14 protein-coding genes and 1 pseudogene are annotated in these 23069 nt (G+C 72.4%); 12 read left to right on the top strand and 3 right to left on the bottom strand.

Features of this window, described 5'->3' with window-relative positions:
- Positions 1 to 140: 140 nt before the first annotated feature.
- Positions 141 to 1835, top strand: a complete 1695-nt coding sequence (locus ACGFYH_RS13915; protein ID WP_393803359.1) for a PucR family transcriptional regulator — start codon at positions 141 to 143, stop codon at positions 1833 to 1835.
- Positions 1836 to 2132: 297 nt separating this feature from the next.
- The gene (locus tag ACGFYH_RS13910) at positions 2133 to 3578 is read left to right on the top strand and encodes an aldehyde dehydrogenase family protein (RefSeq protein ID WP_393803358.1); all 1446 of its coding nucleotides are present in this window, start codon (positions 2133 to 2135) and stop codon (positions 3576 to 3578) included.
- A gap of 10 nt (positions 3579 to 3588) precedes the next feature.
- Here ACGFYH_RS13910 and ACGFYH_RS13905 read toward each other — a convergent pair.
- Together ACGFYH_RS13905 and ACGFYH_RS13900 are read right to left on the bottom strand one after the other, a co-directional pair.
- Positions 3589 to 4002: pseudogene (locus tag ACGFYH_RS13905) on the bottom strand (cytidine deaminase); the annotation flags it as partial.
- Between the two features lie 151 nt (positions 4003 to 4153).
- Positions 4154 to 7015 (bottom strand): glycoside hydrolase family 3 C-terminal domain-containing protein, encoded by a 2862-nt coding sequence (locus tag ACGFYH_RS13900; RefSeq protein ID WP_393803357.1) that lies wholly within the window; start codon positions 7013 to 7015, stop codon positions 4154 to 4156.
- A gap of 391 nt (positions 7016 to 7406) precedes the next feature.
- Here ACGFYH_RS13900 and ACGFYH_RS13895 point away from each other — a divergent pair, with 391 nt between their 5' ends.
- The 6 genes from ACGFYH_RS13895 to ACGFYH_RS13870 are packed head-to-tail and all read left to right on the top strand — an operon-like array spanning position 7407 to position 16065.
- Positions 7407 to 9092 (top strand): extracellular solute-binding protein, encoded by a 1686-nt coding sequence (locus ACGFYH_RS13895; RefSeq protein WP_393803356.1) that lies wholly within the window; start codon positions 7407 to 7409, stop codon positions 9090 to 9092.
- Between the two features lie 26 nt (positions 9093 to 9118).
- Positions 9119 to 10156, top strand: coding sequence for an ABC transporter permease (locus tag ACGFYH_RS13890; protein WP_393803355.1), 1038 nt, complete (start codon positions 9119 to 9121; stop codon positions 10154 to 10156).
- Entirely contained in the window at positions 10153 to 11115 is a 963-nt protein-coding gene (locus ACGFYH_RS13885; protein WP_393803354.1) for a carbohydrate ABC transporter permease, read from the top strand. Before ACGFYH_RS13890 ends, ACGFYH_RS13885 begins: the two co-directional genes overlap by 4 nt.
- Positions 11115 to 13103: a beta-galactosidase gene (locus ACGFYH_RS13880; RefSeq protein WP_393803353.1), complete on the top strand. Its 1989-nt coding sequence runs from the start codon at positions 11115 to 11117 to the stop codon at positions 13101 to 13103. Before ACGFYH_RS13885 ends, ACGFYH_RS13880 begins: the two co-directional genes overlap by 1 nt.
- Positions 13100 to 15382: a glycoside hydrolase N-terminal domain-containing protein gene (locus ACGFYH_RS13875; RefSeq protein ID WP_393803352.1), complete on the top strand. Its 2283-nt coding sequence runs from the start codon at positions 13100 to 13102 to the stop codon at positions 15380 to 15382. Before ACGFYH_RS13880 ends, ACGFYH_RS13875 begins: the two co-directional genes overlap by 4 nt.
- Complete coding sequence (locus tag ACGFYH_RS13870; RefSeq protein WP_393803351.1) at positions 15358 to 16065, top strand: hypothetical protein; 708 nt, start codon at positions 15358 to 15360, stop codon at positions 16063 to 16065. Before ACGFYH_RS13875 ends, ACGFYH_RS13870 begins: the two co-directional genes overlap by 25 nt.
- A 107-nt stretch (positions 16066 to 16172) precedes the next feature.
- Here the strand turns inward: ACGFYH_RS13870 and ACGFYH_RS13865 are convergent, their stop codons facing one another.
- A complete protein-coding gene (locus tag ACGFYH_RS13865; RefSeq protein ID WP_393803350.1) occupies positions 16173 to 17186 on the bottom strand; it encodes a LacI family DNA-binding transcriptional regulator in 1014 nt (337 codons plus the stop codon).
- A gap of 341 nt (positions 17187 to 17527) precedes the next feature.
- On the opposite strand from ACGFYH_RS13865, the gene ACGFYH_RS13860 reads away from it, so the two are divergent.
- The 4 genes from ACGFYH_RS13860 to ACGFYH_RS13845 all read left to right on the top strand — a co-directional run.
- Positions 17528 to 19474, top strand: a complete 1947-nt coding sequence (locus tag ACGFYH_RS13860; protein WP_393803349.1) for an acyl-CoA dehydrogenase family protein — start codon at positions 17528 to 17530, stop codon at positions 19472 to 19474.
- 559 nt (positions 19475 to 20033) lie between these two features.
- Entirely contained in the window at positions 20034 to 21290 is a 1257-nt protein-coding gene (dxr, locus tag ACGFYH_RS13855; protein ID WP_393803348.1) for a 1-deoxy-D-xylulose-5-phosphate reductoisomerase, read from the top strand.
- 8 nt (positions 21291 to 21298) lie between these two features.
- On the top strand, positions 21299 to 22591 hold the full coding sequence (locus tag ACGFYH_RS13850; RefSeq protein WP_393803532.1) for a M50 family metallopeptidase: 1293 nt from the start codon (positions 21299 to 21301) through the stop codon (positions 22589 to 22591).
- A 242-nt stretch (positions 22592 to 22833) separates the two neighbouring features.
- A partial coding sequence (locus ACGFYH_RS13845) for a flavodoxin-dependent (E)-4-hydroxy-3-methylbut-2-enyl-diphosphate synthase (protein ID WP_354871447.1) occupies positions 22834 to 23069 on the top strand: 236 nt, incomplete at its 3' end.

Below are 23069 nucleotides of genomic sequence, written 5' to 3'. Positions count from 1 at the left end.
GCGGGGCGCCCCGGGACCGTACAGTGAGGCAGAATCGACACAGGTCGTTCATACGCGGCGGCCAAAAGATCACAGCGGCCGCACTCGGGGCCGCGCGATCGTCCCGCCCACCTGACGCAGACCCGAAGGCCCAGGCTCCCATGGCCCCCACGCTCGCCTCGCTCGTCCACCACTCGGCGCTCAAGCTGACCGTGCGCGCGGGCGAGGACCGTCTCGACGTCCCGGTGCGCTGGGCGCACGTCAGCGAACTCGCCGACCCCGTGCCCTACATGGAGGGCGGGGAACTGCTGCTGATCACCGCCCTGAAGCTGGACGCCGAGGATTCCGAGGCGATGCACCGGTACGTGAAGCGGCTGGCGGGCGCCGGGGTGGTGGGCCTGGGATTCGCCGTCGGGGTCAACTACGACGAGGTTCCCGAGGCGCTGGTCGCAGCGGCCCGGCAGGAAGGGCTGCCGCTCCTCGAAGTGCCGCGCCGCACCCCCTTCCTCGCCATCAGCAAGGCCGTCTCCGCCGCGATCGCCGCCGACCAGTACCGCGCGGTGACCGCGGGCTTCGCCGCCCAGCGGGAGCTGACCCGGCAGACCCTGGCCCACGGCCCGGAGGGTCTGCTGGCCGCGCTAGCCGCCCAGGTCGACGGCTGGGCCGCGCTGTACGACGCCTCGGGCGCCGTCGTCGCCACCGCACCGGAGTGGGCGGGCCGCAGGGCCGCGCGGCTCACCGCGGACGTACAGCGGCTGCGCGAGCGGCCGGCGCCCGCCTCCTCCGTCGTCGGCGGAACCGGGAACGCCGAGCACCCCGAGAACGCCGACCGGGTCGAGCTGCACTCCCTGGGCACCTCCCGCAGGCCCCGCTCCGCGCTCGCCGTCGGCACCGCCGCCGCCCTCGGTACCGCCGAGCGGTACGCCGTCCACTCCGCCATCGCCCTGCTGACCCTCACCACGGAACGCTCCCGCTCGCTGCACGAGGCCGGGCTGCGCATCGACGCCGCCGTGCTGCGCATGCTGCTGGCCGGCGAACCCGACCACGCGCGCACGGTCGCCGGGGACCTGTACGGCGGCCTGCTGGACGCGCCGTTCCGGATGATCGTCGCCGAACAGGCCTCCGCTTCCGCCGCGCGGGCGCACGCCGGGCCGCACGCGCGCGCGGCCGCCGCGAGGAGCGGGCCCGGCACCGACGCCTCGTCGACCGCAGGCCCGGCCGGCGAACCGCTCGGCGCGCTGGGAACGCTCGTCGAGGTGGTGGAGTCGGCGGCGGCCCGGTCCGGTGAGGCGGTGCTGGTCGTCCCCGAGGGCGAACGGCTGGTGGTGCTGGCCACCGACGGGGGCGCGGCCGTCGCCGCCTGCGCCGAGCACGCGTCGGCGCTGGAGGCAGGCCGTCCGGCGCCGGAGCCGATGACGGGCGGTGACCAGGAGGGCCTGGTCGTCGGTCTGTCGGCGCCGTCCGGGCCCATCGCCGCGTCCACCGCCTACCGACAGGCCGAACAGGCCCTGTCGGTGGCCCGCCGGCGCGGACGCGTCTGCGTGGAGCACGAGCACCTGGCGGCCGGCTCGGTACTGCCGCTGCTCGCCGACGACGCGGTGCGCGCCTTCGCCGACGGCCTGCTGCGGGCGCTGCGCGACCACGATGCCACCGGCCGGGGCGACCTGGTGGCCTCGCTGCGCGCCTGGCTCTCCCGCCACGGCCAGTGGGACGCCGCCGCGGCCGACCTCGGCGTCCACCGCCACACCCTGCGCTACCGGATGCGGCGGGTCGAGGAGATCCTCGGCCGCTCCCTGGACGACCCGGACGTACGGATGGAACTCTGGCTGGCGCTGAAGGCGACATCGGCCGAATGAACGCGTCCGGCGGGGCGGGAAGACGACCGCCGCGCCCAGCGCCCCACTCGGGCCGCCGCCTGCTTTTCGGGCCGCCGGGCCTGCTCGGGTTGCCGCCCCCCACTCGCGCCGCCGCGCCTGCTCGCCCCGGCGCTCCCACTCGCGCCGCCCCCACCCGCCCTCACCTGGCCACACCGTCGAACAACCCGCCCCCAGCACTACACACCGGCCAAGCGCCCCTGGCCGCCCCGCGCCCTACCGTGGACCCGCAACCCCGTACACGCACACGCACCCCACGCGGAAGGGCCGGAACTCACAATGACCTCCACCCACGCCTTCTGGCTCGCCGGCCGCCCGGCCACCGGCGAGGCGGACCTCGACGTCACGTCCCCCTGGGACGGCAGCCACGTCGGCACGGTGAGCCTCCCGACCGACGCCCAGGTGGAGGAGGCCGTGGCCGCCGCGTACGCCGTACGGGACGAGTTCGCCGCCACCCCCGCCCACGTCCGGGCCGCCGCGCTCGACCATGTCAGCCGCCGCCTGGCGGAGCGCACCGAGGAGATCGCCCGCCTGATCTCCGCCGAGAACGGCAAGCCGGTCAAGTGGGCCCGCGGCGAGGTCGGCCGCGCCGTCTCCGTCTTCCGCTTCGCGGCCGAGGAGGCCCGCCGCTTCAACGGCGGCGAGGCCCAGCGTCTGGACACCGACGCAGGCGGCCGGGGACGTCTCGCCCTCACCCGCCGCTTCCCCAAGGGCGTCGTCCTCGGCATCGCGCCCTTCAACTTCCCGTTGAACCTGTGCGCCCACAAGATCGCCCCCGCGATCGCCGCCGGCGCCCCGATCATCCTGAAGCCGGCCCCCGCCACCCCCCTGTCCGGCCTGGTCCTCGGCGAGCTGCTCGCCGAGACCGAGCTGCCCCCCGGCTCCTGGAGCATCCTCCCGGTGCCCAACGACCGCATGCCCGCCCTGGTCCAGGACGAGCGGCTCCCGGTGATCTCCTTCACCGGCTCGGAGACCGTCGGTTACGCGATCATGGACTCGGTGCCGCGCAAGCACTGCACGCTGGAGCTGGGCGGCAACGGCGCGGCCGTCGTCCTCGGCGACTGGGCGAGCGACGAGGACCTGACACGGGCCGCGAACCGCATCGCGACCTTCTCCAACTACCAGGGCGGCCAGTCCTGCATCTCCGTGCAGCGCGTGATCGCCGATTCCGCCGTGTACGACCGTCTGCTGCCGCTCGTCGTCGCCGCCGTCGAGGCCCAGGTCACCGGTGACCCGAACGACGACGCGACGGACGTCGGCCCGCTGGTGAGCGAGGCCGCCGCCGAGCGCGTCGAGGCGTGGGTGCGCGAGGCCGTCGACGCGGGTGCCACGCTGCACACCGGCGGCAAGCGCGACGGCGCCTCGTACGCGCCGACCGTCCTGACCGGTCTTCCGGCCGACACCACCCTCGCACGCGAGGAGGTGTTCGGACCCGTCCTGAGCGTGCAGAGGGTGACAGGCGAGGCCGAGGCGTTCGCCGCCGTCAACGACTCCAAGTACGGCCTCCAGGCGGGCGTGTTCACCCACGACGTGCAGGCCGCCTTCCGCGCCCACCGCGCTCTCGAGGTCGGCGGCGTGGTCATCGGCGACGTCCCCTCCTACCGCGCCGACCAGATGCCGTACGGCGGCGCCAAGCAGTCCGGCGTGGGCCGCGAGGGCGTGCGGTTCGCGATGGACGACTACACCTACGAGCGGGTGCTGGTCCTGACGGGGCTCGCGCTCTGACGCCCGGTCGCCCGGCGTCGGGCTGGTGGCCGGCCCGGACGTAGGTCTCGGGGAGCGGGTCGGTGACGGGGAGGGCGCGGACGTGCTCCCCGTCGCCGACGATCACCATGAGGCCGGGAAAGTAGTCGAGCAGGACCCGGCGGCACCGGCCGCGCGGCGGAACGACCCCGCGGTCGCGGTCGCCGACGGCGACGATCGTCTCCAGCTCGTAGGCGCCCCGGGCCGCCGCGGCGCCGACGAGCACCAGCTCGGCGCAGGGCCCGCCGGTGAAGGGGTAGGCGTTGACCGCCGTGACGATCCGGCCGTCCCGGGTACGGGCCGCAGGGCCGCCATGGTGTGGTTGTCGCCCCGGCAACGGGTGCGGGCGACGTCCGCCGCGGCCCCGGACGAGTTCGTGGTCGACGGGGTGGGTCCGCGCGGTCATCTTCCCCGCCTTCCTGGGGTGTACGGGAGACGGTGACCCGCGGTACGGGACGGCGCAAGCGGATATCGCGGTGTGCGGACGGTGAGCCAGGGGCACGGTACCGCGCCATCCGGCACCGGGCCCCGTCCTCCTGCCGGCCTCCTGCGGACCCTCAGCCGGGGAAGCCGACGTGCGCGAGCCGCAGTGCGCCGCGCAGCCTGACGCGGAGATCGTGGACACCCTCGGCGGCGAACGCGGTGCCGAGTTCCACGTAGTCGTACGGGCCCGGTGCGGGTGCGGCCGGTGACAGGGCCGCCACCCACGGGCCCCCGTCGAGGCCGACCTCGACGGTGCCGCCGCCCGCGACCGACACGGTCACCCCCGTGACACCGGTGCCGAAGTCGCAGTCGCGGTAGAGGAGTTCGCCCGTCCGTCCGGCGACCGGCGTCACCGCGTCGCCCACGGCCTTCGTCCGGTCGACGATCTCCGTGCCGCTCTGTTCGTCGAAGTCGGCCGCCTCCAGACCGCGTACGCCGACCGGGCGCGGTGCGGCGGCCTCGCCGTCGAGGATCACGGTCGTGGACAGGCGCACGTCCTCGCTGGAGGCACCCACCAGCAGGGCGTACGGGCCCGGCTCCAGCCGCCACCGGTCGTGCGCGACGTCCCGGAACGCGAGGGCGGACAGCGGGACCTCGAAGGAGACCGTCTCCGACGCGCCCGGGGCGAGGGCGAACCGGCGGTGGGCCAGCAGCTCGCGGCGCGGGCGCGGAACCGACGGGTCCTCGGCGCGGACGTAGAGCTGGGCCACCTCGTCGGCGGCCACCTCCCCGGTGTTGGTGACCGAGAAGGACACGGACACCGTCCCCTCCTCCACCCGTGCCGACAGGTCCGCGTACCCGAAGGACGCGTAGGACAGACCGTGCCCGAACGGGAACAGCGGTGTCCCCTCGAAGTACAGGTACGTCTGGCGGCCGCCGATGATGTCGTAGTCCAGCAGGTCGGGCAGGTCGGCGTCGTCGGCGTACCAGCTCTGCGGGAGCCGTCCGGCGGGGGAGACGTCGCCCGCGAGGACCCGGGCCAGCGCGGTGCCGGCCGCCTGGCCGCCGTGCGCGGTCCACAGCACCGCCGGGAGCGCCTCCACGTCGACCGCGTACGGGTAGGCGGACACCAGTGCGAGGACGGTCGCCGGGTTGGCGGCGCGGGCCGCGCGCAGCAGGCGCTCCTGGTGGCCGGGCAGCCGCAGCGTCGTACGGTCCTCGGTCTCCCGGCCGTTGATGTGCGGGTCGTTGCCCGCGACCACCACGACCACGTCGGCCCCGGCGGCCGCCCGCGCCACCGCGTCCTCGCCGCGCTCGGTGACGACCAGCTCGAAGACCTCCGGCGTCCCGGGGGACGAGGCGGCAACCTTCACGCCGTCGGCGGCGACCTGGACGTGTCGACCCGTCCCCCTGTGCCTCAGGAGGTGCCCGTTCCCGTGGGGCTCCAGGCGGAACGTCTCCTGTACGACCCAGCCGCCGGGCTGGTCGGCGGAGGCCCGGACGAAGCCGTCCTCGGCGACCGAGAGGTAGCGGCCGTCGGGGGCGCGCAGGGTGAGGACGCCCTCGCCCCAGTCGATGAGCGCCAGCTCGGTGCCGGTGGTTTCGGTGGTGAGGGGCGGCAGGTCGGTGCGGCCGGCGAGGAGGGCCGGGTCCAGGGCGCCCTCGGTGCCGGGCGCCCGGCCGGGGGAGTCGTCCGACGGCAGGACGTGCAGGAACGTACCGTCGGCCGCGCGCAGCCGGACCCGGTCCACGCCCTCCGCGAAGCTCACGTGTGGGGCGCCGAACCGCTCGTACAGGCCCTCCAGCGGGGTGGAGCGGTGGATGAGCGTGCCGCTGTACCAGTCGAGCTTGCACTCGTCGGCGAGCAGTCCGACGACGGCGACGCGGGTGCCGGGGGCCAGCGGCAGGACGCCGGCGTCGTTCTTGAGCAGGACCACCGCCTGCTCGGCCGCCTCCCGCGCGAGCGCCCGGTGCTCCGGCGTGTCGAAAGCGGTGGCGGTGTCCGCCGTGACGGCGTGCGGGTCGTGCTCCGGGTCGAACTCGCCGAGCCGGAAGCGGACCGACAGCTGCCGGCGCACGGCCGCGTCGATGTCCGCCTCGGTCAGCAGGCCCCGCTCCAGGGCGCCCCGGACGCGCGCGACGATCTGCGAGGAGTCCGTGCCGTGGTCGGTGAAGCTGTCCACCCCGGCCCGCAGCGCGGCGGCGGTCGCCTCCTCGTGGGTGTCGAAGTAGTGCTCGGAGTCGACCAGGTTGGAGGGTGCGCCCGCGTCCGAGCAGACCAGGAGATCGTCCGCCGTCCAGTCGCGCAGCTGCCGTCCGAGGTACGGCGAGAGGTGGTTGGGGCGGCCGTTGACCAGGTTGTAGGCGGGCATCACGCCGGCCACCGCGCCCGCCTCGACCGTCTCGCGGAAGGCGCGCAGATCGTACTCGTGCAGGACGCGCGGACGGACGGAGGCCGAAGAGGTGTCCCGGCCGGTCTCGTTGTTGTGCGCGAGCCAGTGCTTGAGGACGGGCGCGGTGCGCCAGTACGACGGGTGCTCGCCGCGCAGGCCGCGGGTGTAGGCGGTGGCGATGGCCGAGGTGAGTCCCGGGTCCTCGGAGTAGCCCTCCTCGTTCCGGCCCCACAGGGGGTGGCGCAGCAGGTTGACCGTCGGGGACCAGACGTTGAGGCCGACGCGGTCGTCGCGGGCGCGCATCGCCCGGGCCTCCTTGGACACCGCCTCGCCGACCCGGCGCACCAGTTCGTCGTTCCAGGTGGCGCCGAGGCCCACGGCCTGGGGGAAGACCGTCGCCGGGCCCATCCAGGCCACGCCGTGCAGTGCCTCCTGGCCGGTGCGGAAGGCGGCGATGCCGAGGCGCTCGACGGCGGGCACGAACTGGTGCAGGAAGCCGGTCTTCTCGTCGAGCGTGAGCCGCGACATCAGGTCGTCGACGCGCTTCGCGAACGGCAGGTGCGGATCACGGAAAGGCGGCGTGGGCGGCGTGGGCGCGGTCACGTGGGGTCCCCCTTGCATTGGAGCGGCCGGGCGCTTTCGAAGCGCTTCGATGCTCAATCGTCGCAGGGACGGGTGTCAAGCCACTTGTCCGCACCACCTCCGACTTCTCGTTACAACCCAGATACCACATGTAGGTGTTCGGTCGGTCTCGTTCTCTCGATACCTCGGAGGAATTATGGAATCGACCCTTGTGCACCCCCAGGCGTTCACTTAACCTCGCAGCAACTTCGAAGCGCTTCGACTGCGAGGCTCCCACCCGGAAACGCACCTGAGGTGCGACGAGGACCGGGCACTCCTCCGAGGACCGCTTCGGCTCAGCCAGTTCCACTCGAGACACCGCGGCCGACGGCCACCGCCGGGGTGTCCTGGTGCGCCACGAAGGGTTGACGCAATGACGCCGAACGCCGCCTCCGGCCCCAGCCGGAGAAAGTTCCTCGCCTCCACGGCGGCCGCCACCGCAGCGGTGGCGGGAGGGATGCCGCTGCTCTCCGCCTGCGGCGGATCCGACGGCGGTTCGCGGGAGGGCACCACGTCCGGCAAGGACGCCGGGAAGCTGCTGCCGGCGTACGTGGCGGGCAACGTGGTCACCCCCGACATCCCGAGCAGGAACGGCTCCGCGGTCGGCTTCACGAGCAGGCTCGACCTCGCGGACCTGAAGACCTCGGTGCCGGAGAAGCTCGGCAAGGGCGGCGAGGTCACCGTCATGTCGCCGTTCTGGGGCTCGCCGCCCAAGGAGGACAACGCCTACTACCGGGCGATGAACGACCTCATCGGCGTCGACGTGTCGTGGCAGAACCAGGACGGCAACACCTACGACCAGAAGCTCGGCGCGGTCCTCGCCTCCAGCGAGGTGCCCGACGTGGTGGTCGTGCCCGGCTGGAACATGACGGGGAAGATCCCCAGCGCCGTCATCGGCAAGTTCGCCGACCTCGGCCCCTACCTCTCCGGCGACGCGGTCAAGGAGTATCCGAACCTCGCCGCGATCCCCACCGACGCCTGGCGGCGGTCCATCTTCGGCGGCAAGCTCCGCGGCCTGCCGATGCCGTCCTCCTACGTGACCGGCATCGTGCCCCTGTACCGGCAGGACATCTTCGAGAAGGAGGGTTACGAGGTCCCGCGGTCCTGCGACGCGTTCATGGCGCTGGCCAAGGAGGCCACCAATGCCAGGGCCAAGCGCTGGGCCTGCCTGGACATGAAGTGGACCGCCTTCAACGCCTTCGGCGTGCTCTCCGGCAACGAGAAGTCGCTCGGCTGGAACGAGGTGGACGGCAAGCTGGTCCATCGCATCGAGACCGACGAGTACCTCGAGGCCCTGGAGTGGACGCGCAAGCTGTTCGCCGCAGGCGTCGTCCACCCCGACGCCGAGCTGGGCAAGAGCAACGCCGCCGACCCGGGCCCCAAGTTCGCGGCCGGCGAGTTCCTCATCTACAACCAAGACACCTCGCAGTGGTGGAGCCGTACCGCCGAACAGGCGGCACAGAATCCCGAGTTCAGGATCTGGGGCATGGACATCTTCGGCCACGACGGCGGCGACCCCACCCTGTGGGCGCAGAACCCGGCGAGCATCTTCGCCTTCGTCAACAAGAAGGCGTCCGAGTCCGTGATCCGCGACGTGCTGGCCGTCGCCAACGTCACCGCCGCGCCGTACGGCACCAAGGAGTACATGGCCACCAACTACGGCGTGGAGGGCACTCACTACACCGTCAGGGACGGCGTGCCCACCAAGACCGAGCAGGGCAACATCGACGTGATGAACGCGTTCGTGATGGTGGCGAGCCCCGCCGCCACCATCGCCCACCCCGACTTCCCCGAGGTCGCCAAGGGCCAGGTCGAGTGGCAGCAGCGGATGGGCGCCGTCACCAGGAAGCCCGCCTTCTACGGCATGCAGATCACCGAGCCCGCCCGCTACACCAACCTCGCCAACGACTTCGAGCAGCTGGAGGACGACATCGTCCGCGGCCGCAAGAGGATCGGCGACATGCAGCAGGCCGTCTCGGACTGGAAGAGCAAGGGCGGGAACGAGCTCCGCGACTGGTACCAGAAGATCCTCGACGAGAACGGCACGGCGGCGAGCTGACCGGTACCGAGGCAAGGAGAACCGCCGTGTCCCACAGCACGGTGCCTCGGACCAGGGCCGAGGCCGATGCGACGAAGAACACCCCGGTGGCGTCCGGCGACGCCGCCGGCCCCCGCGGAGGAAGGCCGCACCCGGGCAGAGCCGGCCTGCGGCTGCGGCTGCGGCGTGACCGCGTACTGCTGCTGATGACGCTGCCGGCCGTGCTGCTGGTGCTGCTCTTCAACTACGTACCGATCCTCGGCAACGTCGTCGCCTTCCAGGAGTACGACCCCTACATCAGCGACAACGGGATCGTCTCCATCCTGCACAGCCCCTGGGTGGGCCCGGAGAACTTCCAGCGGATCTTCGAGGATTCCGCCTTCTGGAACTCCGTGCGGAACACGCTCGTGCTCTTCCTGCTCCAGCTCGTGCTGTACTTCCCGATCCCCGTCGCGCTCGCGCTGCTCATCAACAGCGTGGTCAGGCCCCGGGTGCGGGCGATCTCGCAGGCCATCCTCTATCTGCCGCACTTCTTCTCGTGGGTGCTGGTCATCGCCGTCTTCCAGCAACTGCTCGGCGGGGCCGGGCTGCTGTCCCAGCTGCTGCGCGACCACGGGTACGACGGGCTCAGCCTCATGACCGACCCGGACACCTTCAAGTTCCTGGTCACCGCGCAGAGCGTGTGGAAGGACGCGGGCTGGGGGATCATCGTCTTCCTCGCCGCCCTCGCCTCGGTCAGCCCCGACCTGTACGAGGCCGCCGCGATGGACGGCGCGAACCGCTGGCGCCGCATGTGGCACGTCACCCTGCCCGCGCTGCGCCCCGTGATCGCCCTGCTGCTGGTGCTGCGCGTCGGCGACGCCCTGACGGTCGGCTTCGAACAGATCCTGCTGCAACGCGACGCCGTCGGGCCGGGAGCCGCGGAGGTCCTCGACACCTTCGTGTGGTGGAACGGCGTGCGCAACCAGGACTTCGGCTACGCGGCCGCCGCGGGTCTCGTCAAGGGCGTCATCAGTCTCGGTCTGGTCCTGGTGGCGAACAAGGTGGCCCACCTCATGGGCGAGCAGGGGGTGTACAAGAAGTGACCGCCGTACCGGAAGCGACCGCCACGACCGCGGTCGTCGACAAACCCGCGCGCACGCCCGGCCGGTGGACGGCCCCGCCCCGGCCGGTGTGGGAGGAGAGGCCCGGCCGGGCCGGACTCGCCGCCAAGGGACTCGTGCTCCTCCTGGCCTGCCTGGGCATCCTGTTCCCGCTGTGGATCGTCGTCGTCACCAGCCTGTCCTCCCGCAGAAGCATCGACGAGGCCGGCGGCCTGGTGATGATCCCGAAGGACATCACCTTCGTCGCCTACCAGGAGCTCCTCAGCGGCGGCCAGGTCACCCGCGCCGCGCTCGTCAGCATCGGCGTCACCCTCGCCGGCACCCTGTTCTCGATGGCGGTGTCGGTGCTGTGCGCCTACGGGCTCTCCCGCAGCGGCTCGCTGGGCCACCGCTGGATCCTGATGGTGCTGCTGGCCACGATGTTCTTCAGCGCGGGCCTCATCCCCACCTACCTGCTGGTGCAGTCCCTCGGGCTGACCGACAGCTACCTCGCGCTGATCCTGCCCAGCGCCGTCAGCGTCTTCAACATCCTGGTACTGCGCGGCTTCTTCATGGGCATCTCGCAGGAGCTCATCGACAGCGCCCGCATCGACGGCGCGGGGGACCTGCGCATCCTGTGGCAGATCGTCCTGCCGCTCTCCCGTGCGGTCGTCGCGGTGATCACGCTGTTCTACGCCGTCGGCTACTGGAGCGCCTGGTTCAACGCCTCCCTGTACCTGAACGACCAGGACATGCTGCCCCTGCAGAACGTCATGATCCAGCTCGTACAGAAGCAGGAGGCCCCGGTCGGCCTCGGCCAGGCCATCAAGACCGGTCAACTGTCCGGCCTGGCCGTCCAGATGGCCGTGATGGTCATGGCCCTGCTGCCGGTCGCCGTCCTGTCGCCGTTCGTCCAGCGCCACTTCAGGAAGGGGATGCTCACGGGGGCGGTGAAGGGCTGATGCCGAACCTGTCGGACGCCACCCGCCACCGCATCCTCTACGGCGGCGACTACAACCCCGAGCAGTGGCCCGAGGAAACCTGGCCCGAGGACGTCCGCCTGATGAGGGCCGCCGGAGTCAACTCCGTCACCCTCGGTGTCTTCTCCTGGTCGAAGCTCGAACCCCGCCCCGGCGCGTACGACTTCGCCTGGCTCGACCGCCTCATGGACCTGCTGCACGAGGGCGGCGTGGGCGTCGTCCTCGCCACCCCCACCGCCTCACCCCCGCCCTGGCTGGGCCACCTGCACCCCGACACCCTGCCCCGCGACGCGGACGGCCGCACCGAGTGGTGGGGCGGCCGGCAGCACTTCTCGCACTCCAGCAGCACCTACCGCCGCCACGCCGCCGCCGTCACCGAGGCCCTCGCCGCGCGCTACGCCGACCACCCCGCCCTCACCCTGTGGCACGTCAACAACGAGTACTGCACCTACGACTACGGCGACGAGGCCGCCACCCGCTTCCGCCGCTGGCTCCGGGAGCGGTACGGCACCCTCGGCGCCCTGAACACCGCCTGGGGCACCGCCTTCTGGAGCCAGGGCTACGGCGACTGGGCGGAGGTCGCGCCACCCCGCCACGCCCACTACCTGAGGAACCCCACCCAGGTCCTGGACTTCCGGCGCTTCACCTCCGACATGCTCCTGGAGTGCTACGCCGCCGAGCGCGACATCGTCCGCCGCCACACCCCGCACATCCCGGTCACCACCAACTTCATGCCGCTGTGGCCGGGCCAGGACGCCTGGCGCTGGGCCGAGGAGGAGGACGTCGTCTCCGTCGACCTCTACCCCGACCCGCGCGATCCGTTCGGCGCCCAGGAGGGTGCCCTCGTCCAGGACATGACCCGTTCCCAGGCACGCGGCCCGTGGATGCTCATGGAACAGGCGGCCGGACCCGTCAACTGGCGCGGCGTGAACCACCCCAAGCCCCGCGGGCTCAACCGCCTGTGGTCCCTCCAGGCCGTGGCCCGCGGTGCCGACGCCGTCTGCTACTTCCAGTGGCGCCAGTCGAGGCAGGGCGCCGAGAAGTTCCACTCCGGGATGGTCTCCCACGCGGGGGAGCGGGGGCGTACGTACCAGGAGGTCGTCCAGCTGGGCGCCGACCTCGCCAGGCTCGGCCCGTACGCGGCGGACCGCACGGTCGAGGCCGACGTCGCCGTCCTGCACGACTGGCACTCCTGGTGGGCCGCCGCCCAGGAGGCCCGCCCCTCCCACCGCGTCGACCACGCGGACGTCCTGCGTGCCTGGCACCGCGCACTGTGGCAGGCCCACCTCACCACCGACTTCGCCCACCCGGAGCACGACCTCGCCCCGTACAAGGCCGTCGTCGTCCCGCAGCTCTACGCGCTCTCCGACGCGGCGGTCGAGCGCCTCCTCGCCTATGTCCGCGGCGGCGGCACCCTCGTCTGCGGCTTCCTCACCGGCGTCGCCGACATGGACGACCGCGTGCGGCCCGGCGGCATGGACGCACGGCTGCGGGAGCTGTTCGGCATCCGCACCCTGCACGAGTGGTGGCCCCTGGAGGCGGACGAGACCGCCGACTGCGACGGCTTCCGCGGCACCCTGTGGTCGGAGGAGATCGAACCCGACGGCACCGCCGACGAGACCATCCCGTACAAGGGCGGCGAGCTGGACGGACTTCCGGCCGTGCTGCGCAAGGGCCGCGCCTGGTACCTCTCCACCCTTCCCGAGCCGGCGGCGCTGCGCGACCTGCTCACCCGGGCCGCCGCCGGTGCCGGTGCCCGCCCGGCGCTCGACGGACTCCCGGCCGACGTCGAGGCCGTACGCCGCGGCGACCTGCTGTTCCTCCTCCACCACGGCCGTGACCCGGTCGCCGTCGACGTCCCGGGCACCCACCGTGACCTGCTCACCGACGCGACCGTCACCGACCGCGTCACCCTCGGCCGCCACGGCGTGGCGGTCCTCACCCAGGCGGAACCGGAGCGGACCTCATGACCGGTACACCCCTGTCCGGCGGGCCCGTGCACGGCACCTGGGAGGCGGAGCCCGCCACCCGCTGGGAGGACGCCTTCCTGAGCGGCAACGGCCACCACGGCGCCCTCGTGTTCGGTGATCCGGACGCTGACCGGGTCGTCGTCACCCATCACACCCTGGTCCGCCCGGACGGCGACGACGAGCACCGCCGTCCGCCCGAGCTCGCCGCCGGGCTCCCCGCCCTCCGGGACCGCCTGCTGGCCGGCGACGCCACCGCCGCCGAGGCCTTCACCGACGGCCGCCCGCTGCGCTGGGTACGCCCCTTCCATCCGGCCTTCCAGCTCCGCCTGAACAGGCCGTCCGGCCACCCCCGCGCCCCCTACCGCCGCTCGGTCGACTTCACCACCGGCGAGGCGACGGCCTCCCGCGCCGACTGGACCAGCCGGGTCTTCGTCTCCCGCGCCGACGACGTGATCGTCCAGCAGGTCACCGCCCCGCACCTCACCCTCGACCTGTCCCTCGACCCCCACCTCCCCGGCGCCCCCGCCGGGCTGGGCGTCGGCCACGGCGCCGTCCTCGTCCCCGAGGGCGCCCTGCTCAGCCTGCGCGCCCGATATCCCGGCAGCGACCTGGCGTACACGGGCGTCACCCTGATCGCCGTCACCGGCGGCACCACGAGACTCGTGCCGCCCGGCGTGCTCGTCGAGGACGCCACCGAGGTGCTGGTCCTGACCCGGGTGCGGCGGCACACGGGCGAACTGGACGTGGTCGCCGAGGGCCGCGCCCTGCGCGCCCTGCTGCCGGACGGGGCGTCGTACGACACACTCCTCGGCCGCCACCTCGCCCCGCACCGCACCGCCTACGGCCGCGTCACCCTCGACCTCGCGGCCGATCCCGCCGAGCGCGCCCTGCCGGGCTCGGAACTGCTCGCACGCCCCCGGAGCACGGCCCTGCTGGAACGGCTCTTCGCCGCCGGCCGCTACCATCTGCTGTCGGCGAGCGGCCTGTTCCCGCCCCGCCTGACCGGCCTGTGGACCGGCGACTGGAACACCGCCTGGTCCGGCGCCTTCACCACCAACGCCAACCTCAACCTCCAGACCGCGTCCGCCGCCGCTGCCGCCCTCCCCGAGGTCACCGAGGCGCATGCCGCGCTGGTCCACCGGCAGCTCCCCGACTGGCGGGACAACGCCCGCGCGCTCTTCGGTACCCGCGGCGTCGTCGCCCCCGCGCACACCGACGGCGTGACCGGGCACACTTACCACTTCAGCCGCGAGTACCCCCTGCACCTGTGGACCGCGGGCGCCGACTGGCTGCTCAAGCCCCTCGTCGACCACGACGAGACACACGGCACCCGTGACCCCCGCACCACCGCCGCGCTCGCCGAAACGGCCCTGTTCTACGAGGACTTCCTCACCCGGACCGACGCCGACGGACACCTGGTCGTCGTCCCCTCCTACTCGCCGGAGAACCGCCCGGCCAACGCGAGCTGGGGCGCACTCGACGCGGCCATGGACCTCTCCGCCGCCCGGCACGCCCTGCTGACCGCCGCCGACCGCCACCCCGAGCACGCCCACCGCTGGCGGGCCCTGGCCGAACGCCTCCCATCGCACCGCGTCAACGCCGACGGCGCCCTCGCGGAGTGGGCGCGGCCGGACCTCGCGGACACCTACGACCACCGCCACCTCAGCCACCTCTACGGCGTCTGGCCGCTCGACGAGATCAACCCGTACGACACCCCCGTACTCGCCGGGGCCGCCCACCGCGCCCTCGCACTGCGCGGCGCCGAGAACGACTCCGCCCACGGCCACCTGCACCACGCCCTGGTCGCGGCCCGCCTCCGGGACGGCGCCCGGGTCGCCCATGCCCTGGGCCAGGTGCTCGACGGCGACTACTTCCACGCGTCCCTGATGAGCGCGCACTACCCCCACCGCGACGTCTACAACGCGGACGCCGCACACGCCCTCCCGGCGGTGCTCGTCGAGATGCTGGTGCAGTCCACGCCCGACCGGCTGGTCCTGCTGCCCGCGCTCCCGGAGTCCTGCCCCGAGGGCGAACTCAGGGGCGTGTGCACCCGCTTCGGGGCCCGGGTCGACCTCACCTGGGCCCCCGACGGCCACGCGACGGCCGTCCTGCGCCCCGGCCGCACCCACCGCATCGAACTCAGGACCTCCTCCGGCGCCGAACCGCTCGACCTGGTCGCCGGAGAGGACCGCGTCATCAGCGTCACGGCGCGGCAGCGGCACCGCAACTCCCCCCACCCATGGAAGGAAACCCCATGGCACCACGCATCCGCACCCTGACCGCCCTCCTCGCCCCGGCCCTCGCGCTCGGCGCCACCGTCGGACTCGCCTCCGCCCCCGCCCAGGCCGCCGTCTGGAACTCCTGCGACCAGTGGGGCAACACGAGCCTGAACGGCTACACCCTCTACAACAACATCTGGGGCTCCGGAGCCGGCGGCCAGTGCGTCTGGGCCAACTCCGGCACCAACTGGGGCGTCTGGGCCGACCACCCGGGCACGGGCGGCATCAAGTCCTACCCGAACGCCAAGAAGGTGATCAACAAGCCGATCACCTCCCTCGGTTCCCTCGGCAGCAGCTACAACGTCACGGTCCCGTCCTCCGGCGCGTACAACACGTCGTACGACATCTGGGACACGGACTACGACTACGAGATCATGCTGTGGGTCAACCACAACGGAGCCGTCGGCCCGCTCGGCACCTCGCAGGGAACCGTCCGCCTCGGCGGCCACTCCTGGAACGTCTACAAGGGGAACAACGGCGCCAACGAGGTCTTCTCGTTCCTGCGCACCTCGGACTCGAACTCGGGCACGGTCGACATCCTGCCGATCCTGAAGTGGATCAAGGACACCAAGGGCTGGATGGGCAACGAGACCATCGGTGACGTGCAGTTCGGCTACGAGGTCACCTCGTCGCCCGGGGGTCTGGACTTCCGCACCAACCACCTGACGGTCAGCGGCGGCTGACCCACCGCGCCACGCCGAGGGGCCGGTCCCGCCCGGCCCCTCCCGCCTCCTCCGCGACCGGCAGCCGCGTCCCGTCCCGTCCCGCAGAACAGCGGGACCGGGCGGTGTTACGGCCGGACGGGCGCCGGGCCCGAGCTGGCCCGGACGGTCAGCTCCGGCGCGAGCAGCACGACCTCGTCGCTCCCGCGGCCGTCGAGCTTGGCGAGCAGCTGCTCCACGGCGTGCCGGCCCATCTCCTGGGCGGGCAGCGCGACCGAGGTGAGCCGTACCGAGGCCTGGACGGCGACCTGCTCGGGACAGACCGCGACCACCGACACGTCCTCCGGCACGGCCCGGCCCTGCTGGCGCAGCAGGGCGAGCAACGGCTCCACCGCCGACTCGTTCTGGACCACGAACCCGGTCGTGTCCGGACGCTCGTCGAAGACCCGGGCCAGGGTCGCGGCCATCGCGTCGTACCCGCCCTCGCAGGGCCGGTGCAGCAGCCGCAGCTCCAGTTCCCGCGCGCGGGTGCGCAGACCGTCGAGGGTGCGCTCGGCGAAGCCGGTGTGCCGCTCGTAGACCGCGGGTGCCTCGCCGATGACGGCGATGTCGCGGTGTCCCAGCTCCGCCAGGTGCTCCACGCACAGCGCGCCGGTCGCCCGGAAGTCGAGGTCGACGCAGGTGAGCCCGGTGGTGTCGGCGGGCAGGCCGATCAGTACGGACGGCTGGTCGGTGCCGCGCAGCAGGGGCAGCCGCTCGTCGTCGAGTTCGACGTCCATGAGGATCATGGCGTCGGCGAGCCCGCTGCCGGTGACCCGGCGTACCGCGTCGGGACCTTCTTCCCCGGTGAGCAGCAGGATGTCGTACCCGTGGGTGCGCGCACTGGTCGCCACCGCGATGGCGATCTCCATCATCACCGGCACGTACATGTCGGTGCGCAGTGGGATCATGAGGGCGATGATGTTCGACCTGCTGCTGGCCAGTGCGCGGGCGCCGGCGTTCGGGTGGTAGCCGAGCTTCCTGATGCTCTCCTCGACCCGCTGCCTGGTGGTGGTGGAGATGGACCGCTTGCCACTGAGGACATAGCTCACGGTGCTCGCCGAGACTCCGGCGTGCTGGGCGACCTCCGCGAGGGTGACCATCCGGCTCTCCAAGCTAAGTGAAGCGCTTCGACAGAGCGCAGGGTGGACAATGGCAGGTGAGGGTGGTCCGACAGTAGCCTCGGCAGGCATGAGTGTCCAGGGCACGTCGAAGCGCTTCGACGCCTTTCTCCGCGCCCCTTCCTGTCTCTTCCTCTCCCCGCCTCCCGCCGGGCCATCGGCCGAACGGCCGCACGAAGGGTGGTGGGGTCGCCCCGGATCGGGTACATACGATCGGGTAGCACCGACTAGTAACGTACGTCCGCTCGTTCGCGCGGAACGCACCACCGCGATCGTTCGGACCGTACCTTCCCCCGATGCCGATTCGCGGCGAGGTGAGCCTCATGTCCGCACCAACCACCCCCTCCTCCCGACCCACCGTCACCGAACGTGAGGCCCGTCAGGTCGCGGAGGCGGCCCGGGAACAGGACTGGCGCAAGCCCAGCTTCGCCAAGGAACTGTTCCTCGGCCGCTTCCGCCTCGACCTCCTCCACCCCCACCCGCTCCCGGCCGACGAGGACGTGCAGCGCGGTGAGGAGTTCCTCGCCAAACTGCGCGACTTCTGCGAGACGAAGATCGACGGGGCCGTGATCGAGCGCGACGCACGGATCCCCGACGACGTGATCACCGGGCTGAAGGAGCTGGGCGCCTTCGGCATGAAGATCGACACGAAGTACGGCGGCCTGGGCCTGACCCAGGTCTACTACAACAAGTCCCTCGCTCTGGCCGGATCGGCGAACCCCGCGATCGGCGCACTGCTCTCCGCCCACCAGTCGATCGGCGTGCCCCAGCCGCTGAAGATGTTCGGCACCCAGGAGCAGAAGGACACCTTCCTGCCGCGCTGCGCCCGCACCGACATCTCGGCGTTCCTGCTGACCGAGCCGGACGTCGGTTCCGACCCGGCCCGGCTGGCCACCACCGCGGTACCGGACGGGGACGACTACGTCCTCGACGGGGTGAAGCTCTGGACGACCAACGGCGTCGTCGCCGACCTCCTCGTCGTCATGGCCCGCGTCCCGAAGACCGAGGACCGCAAGGGCGGCATCACCGCCTTCGTCGTGGAGGCCGACTCCGAGGGCATCACGGTCGAGAACCGCAACGCCTTCATGGGCCTGCGCGGCCTGGAGAACGGCGTCACCCGCTTCCACCGGGTGCGCGTGCCGGCAGCCAACCGCATCGGCCGCGAGGGCGCCGGCCTGAAGATCGCCCTCACCACCCTCAACACCGGCCGCCTCTCGCTGCCCGCCATGTGCGTCGGCGCCGGCAAGTGGTGCCTGAAGATCGCCCGCGAGTGGTCGGCGGTGCGCGAGCAGTGGGGCAAGCCGGTCGCGCTGCACGAGGCGGTCGGCGCCAAGATCTCCTTCATCGCGGCGACCACCTTCGCCCTGGAGGCCGTCCTGGACCTCTCCTCCCAGATGGCCGACGAGGACCGCAACGACATCCGCATCGAGGCCGCCCTCGCCAAGCTCTACGGCTCCGAGATGGCCTGCCTGATGGCCGACGAACTGGTCCAGATCCGCGGCGGCCGGGGCTTCGAGACCGCGGCCTCCCTCGAAGCCCGCGGCGAGCGCGCGGTCCCCGCCGAGCAGATCCTGCGCGACCTGCGCATCAACCGGATCTTCGAGGGCTCCACCGAGATCATGCACCTGCTCATCGCGCGCGAGGCCGTCGACGCCCACCTCTCCGTCGCCGGCGACCTGATCGACCCCGACAAGACGCTGTCCGACAAGGCGAAGGCGGGCGCGCAGGCAGGCGTCTTCTACGCCAAGTGGCTCCCGAAGCTGGTCGCCGGGCCGGGCCAACTCCCGCGCTCGTACGCCGACTTCCACCCTTCCGGCCACCCGGACCTGTCCGGGCACCTGCGCTACGTCGAACGCACCGCCCGCAAGCTCGCCCGCTCCACCTTCTACGCCATGTCCCGCTGGCAGGGCCGGATGGAGACCAAGCAGGGCTTCCTGGGCCGGATCGTCGACATCGGTGCGGAGCTGTTCGCGATGAGCGCCGCCTGCGTGCGGGCCGAGCACCTGCGGACCAGGGACGAGCACGGCCGCGAGGCCTACCAGCTCGCCGACGCCTTCTGCCGCCAGTCCCGCATCCGCGTCGAGGAACTCTTCGGCCGCCTGTGGACCAACACCGACGACCTCGACCGCAAGGTCGTCAAGGGCGTGCTGGGCGGCGCCTACGAGTGGCTGGAGCAGGGCGTCGTCGACCCGTCCGGCGACGGCCCCTGGATCGCGGACGCGGCACCGGGCCCCGCCCGGCGGGAAAACGCGCGTCGCCGCATCGGCTGACCGGCGGGGCGATCCGGCCGGGCGCGCCAGGACCGCACCGCCGGACAGGACCGGATCGCCCCGTCGGGTGCGCCCGGGCCGCCCTGTCGGCGAGTCCGGGGCACGGTGCCGGGTGGGTGTGCCGGTTGCTCTGCCGGGTGGTACCCGGTTGCGCTGCCGGGCGGAGTGCGGGGCCCTCTCTGCCGGGCGCGCCTGGATCGCCCTGCCGGACAGGACGGGATCGCCCCGTCGGGTGCGCCCGGGCCGCCCTGTCGGCGAGTCCGGGGCACGGTGCCGGGTGGGTGTGCCGGTTGCTCTGCCGGGTGGTACCCGGTTGCGCTGCCGGGCGGAGTGCCGGGCCCTCTCTGCCGGACGCGCCTGGATCGCCCTGCCGGACAGGACGGGACCGCCCCGTCGGACAGGACGGGATCGCCCCGTCGGTGCGCGGTGCCGCGAGCGGGGCGCCGGTCGCCGGTGCCCAGGCGCGCGTGCGGGACGGCGGGCCGCCGGTCCGCGCCCCCGACACCCGTGCGAGGGACGCGCTGTCCTCCCGGAGGGCCGTTGCGGCCACAATGGGGGGATGAGCGACAGTCCAGCCCCACTCGCCGACCCCCACCTCGTCTACGACCCGGTGGCGGGCGACGGCCCGAAGGACGTGGTGATCCTCGGGTCCACCGGGTCGATCGGGACCCAGGCCATCGACCTCGTGCTGCGCAACCCGGACCGCTTCCGGGTCACCGCCGTGTCCGCCAACGGCGGCAGGGTCGCCCTCCTCGCCGAGCAGGCGTACCGGCTGAGGGCGCGGACCGTCGCCGTCGCCCGCGAGGACGTCGTACCGGCGCTGCGGGAGGCGCTCACCGCCCAGTACGGCACGGGCGAGCCGCTCCCCGAGATCCTCGCCGGGCCGGACGCGGCCACGCGGCTCGCCGCCTCCGACTGCCACACCGTCCTCAACGGCATCACCGGCTCCATCGGACTCGCGCCGACCCTGGCCGCCCTGGAGGCGGGCCGCACCCTCGCTCTCGCCAACAAGGAGTCGCTCATCGTCGGCGGCCCGCTGGTCAAGGCACTGGCCAAGCCGGGCCAGATCATCCCGGTCGACTCCGAGCACGCCGCGCTCTTCCAGGCACTGGCCGCCGGCACCCGCACCGACGTGCGCAAACTGGTCGTCACCGCGTCCGGCGGCCCGTTCCGGGGGCGTACCAGGGAGCAGCTGGCCGGCGTCACCGTCGAGGAGGCCCTCGCCCATCCCACCTGGGCCATGGGCCCGGTGATCACGATCAACTCCGCGACCCTCGTCAACAAGGGCCTGGAGGTGATCGAGGCCCACCTGCTCTACGACATTCCCTTCGACCGCATTGAGGTGGTCGTGCACCCCCAGTCGTATGTCCACTCGATGGTTGAGTTCACGGACGGATCGACCCTGGCCCAGGCGACGCCCCCCGACATGGGCGGGCCCATCGCCATCGGCCTCGGCTGGCCCGAACGCGTTCCCGGCGCCGCCCCCTCCTTCGACTGGAGCAAGGCCTCGACCTGGGAGTTCTTCCCTCTCGACAACGAGGCCTTCCCCTCGGTGAACCTGGCCCGGCACGTCGGACAGCTCGCGGGCACGGCCCCGGCGGTGTTCAATGCCGCCAATGAGGAGTGCGTCGAGGCGTTCCGCTGCGGCGCGCTGCCGTATCTCGGAATCATGGAGACCGTCACGCGGGTGGTCGAGGAGCACGGCACCCCCGGTACGGGAACCTCGCTCACCGTCGCGGACGTCCTCGAAGCGGAGTCCTGGGCACGCGCCCGGACCCGGCAACTGGCGGCACAGACGGCGGAGGCCCGTGCATGACGACCCTGATGTTCATCCTCGGCATAGTCCTCTTCGCCGTGGGCCTGCTGTTCTCCATCGCCTGGCACGAACTGGGCCACCTGTCCACGGCCAAGCTGTTCGGCATCCGCGTGCCGCAGTACATGGTGGGCTTCGGGCCGACGATCTTCTCGAAGAGGAAGGGCGACACCGAGTACGGCGTCAAGGCCATCCCGTTCGGCGGCTACATCCGCATGATCGGCATGTTCCCGCCCGGCCCCGACGGCCGTATGGAGGCCCGCTCCACCTCGCCCTGGCGCGGCATGATCGAGGACGCCCGCTCGGCCGCCTTCGAGGAACTCCAGCCCGGTGACGACAAGCGCCTCTTCTACACGCGCAAGCCGTGGAAGCGCGTCATCGTGATGTTCGCCGGCCCGTTCATGAACCTCGTCCTCGCGGTGGTGCTCTTCCTCACCGTGCTGATGGGCTTCGGCATCTCGCAGCAGACCACCACCGTCAGCTCCGTCTCCCGGTGCGTCATCTCGCAGTCCGAGAACCGCGACGACTGCACCAGGTCCGACCCGGCCTCCCCGGCCGCGGCCGCGGGCCTCAGGGCGGGCGACGAGATCATCGCCTTCGACGGCGTACGGACCGACGACTGGGACCGGCTGTCCGACCTGATCCGCGCCAACCCCGGCGAGGACGTGCCGATCGTCGTCGAGCGCAAGGGCGAGGAGATCACCCTCCACGCGACCATCGCCACCAACAAGGTCGCCAAGAAGGACTCCGACGGGCAGATCGTCCAGGGCGAGTACGTCACCGCCGGCTTCCTCGGCTTCAGCGCCGCCACCGGCGTGGTCAAACAGGACTTCGGCCAGTCCGTGACCTGGATGGGCGACCGGATCGGCGACGCCGTCGACTCCCTCGCCGCGCTGCCCGCCAAGATCCCGGCCCTGTGGGACGCGGCCTTCGGCGACGGCCCCCGCGAGGCCGACTCCCCGATGGGCGTCGTCGGTGCCGCCCGCGTCGGCGGCGAGATCGCCACCCTGGACATACCGCCCACCCAGCAGCTCGCCATGTTCGTCATGCTGGTGGCCGGCTTCAACCTCTCCCTGTTCCTGTTCAACATGCTTCCGCTGCTGCCGCTCGACGGCGGTCACATCGCGGGCGCGCTGTGGGAGTCGCTGCGCCGCAGCGCGGCCAAGGTGCTGCGCAGGCCCGACCCCGGGCCCTTCGACGTGGCGAAGCTGATGCCGGTGGCCTATGTGGTGGCGGGCGTCTTCGTCTGCTTCACGCTGCTCGTGCTGGTGGCGGACGTCGTCAACCCGGTCCGGATCACCTGACGTGCCCACCGCCCGCGTCACCTGATGTGCGGACCATCCGGACGATCCGATGAGAAGCCCGATCCGGAGAGCATGTCCCTCCGGGCCGGGCTTCACTCCGTCCGCCCGGCAACTGGACGCCAAAGGGTGCATCTCCCGTACGCCGTGTGCCCGGCGTCCAGGTCCGTGCCGTAATCTCGAAGGCCGGAGCCCGCCGCTGAACGGGACCGGACCTTGATCCACGACTTGGGGTTGCACAGCAGATGACTGCGATTTCTCTCGGCATGCCGGACGTTCCGACCAGGCTCGCGGAGCGCCGCAAGAGCCGGCAGATCCAGGTCGGGCCCGTGGCGGTGGGCGGCGACGCCCCCGTGTCGGTGCAGTCCATGACCACGACCCGCACCTCCGACATCGGGGCGACGCTCCAGCAGATCGCCGAGCTGACGGCGTCCGGCTGCCAGATCGTCCGGGTGGCCTGTCCCACGCAGGACGACGCCGA

The sequence above is a fragment of the Streptomyces sp. NPDC048392 genome (genome assembly GCF_043200575.1).
GTDB lineage: Bacteria > Actinomycetota > Actinomycetes > Streptomycetales > Streptomycetaceae > Streptomyces.
This window is presented reverse-complemented; position numbering and strand designations above follow the sequence as displayed.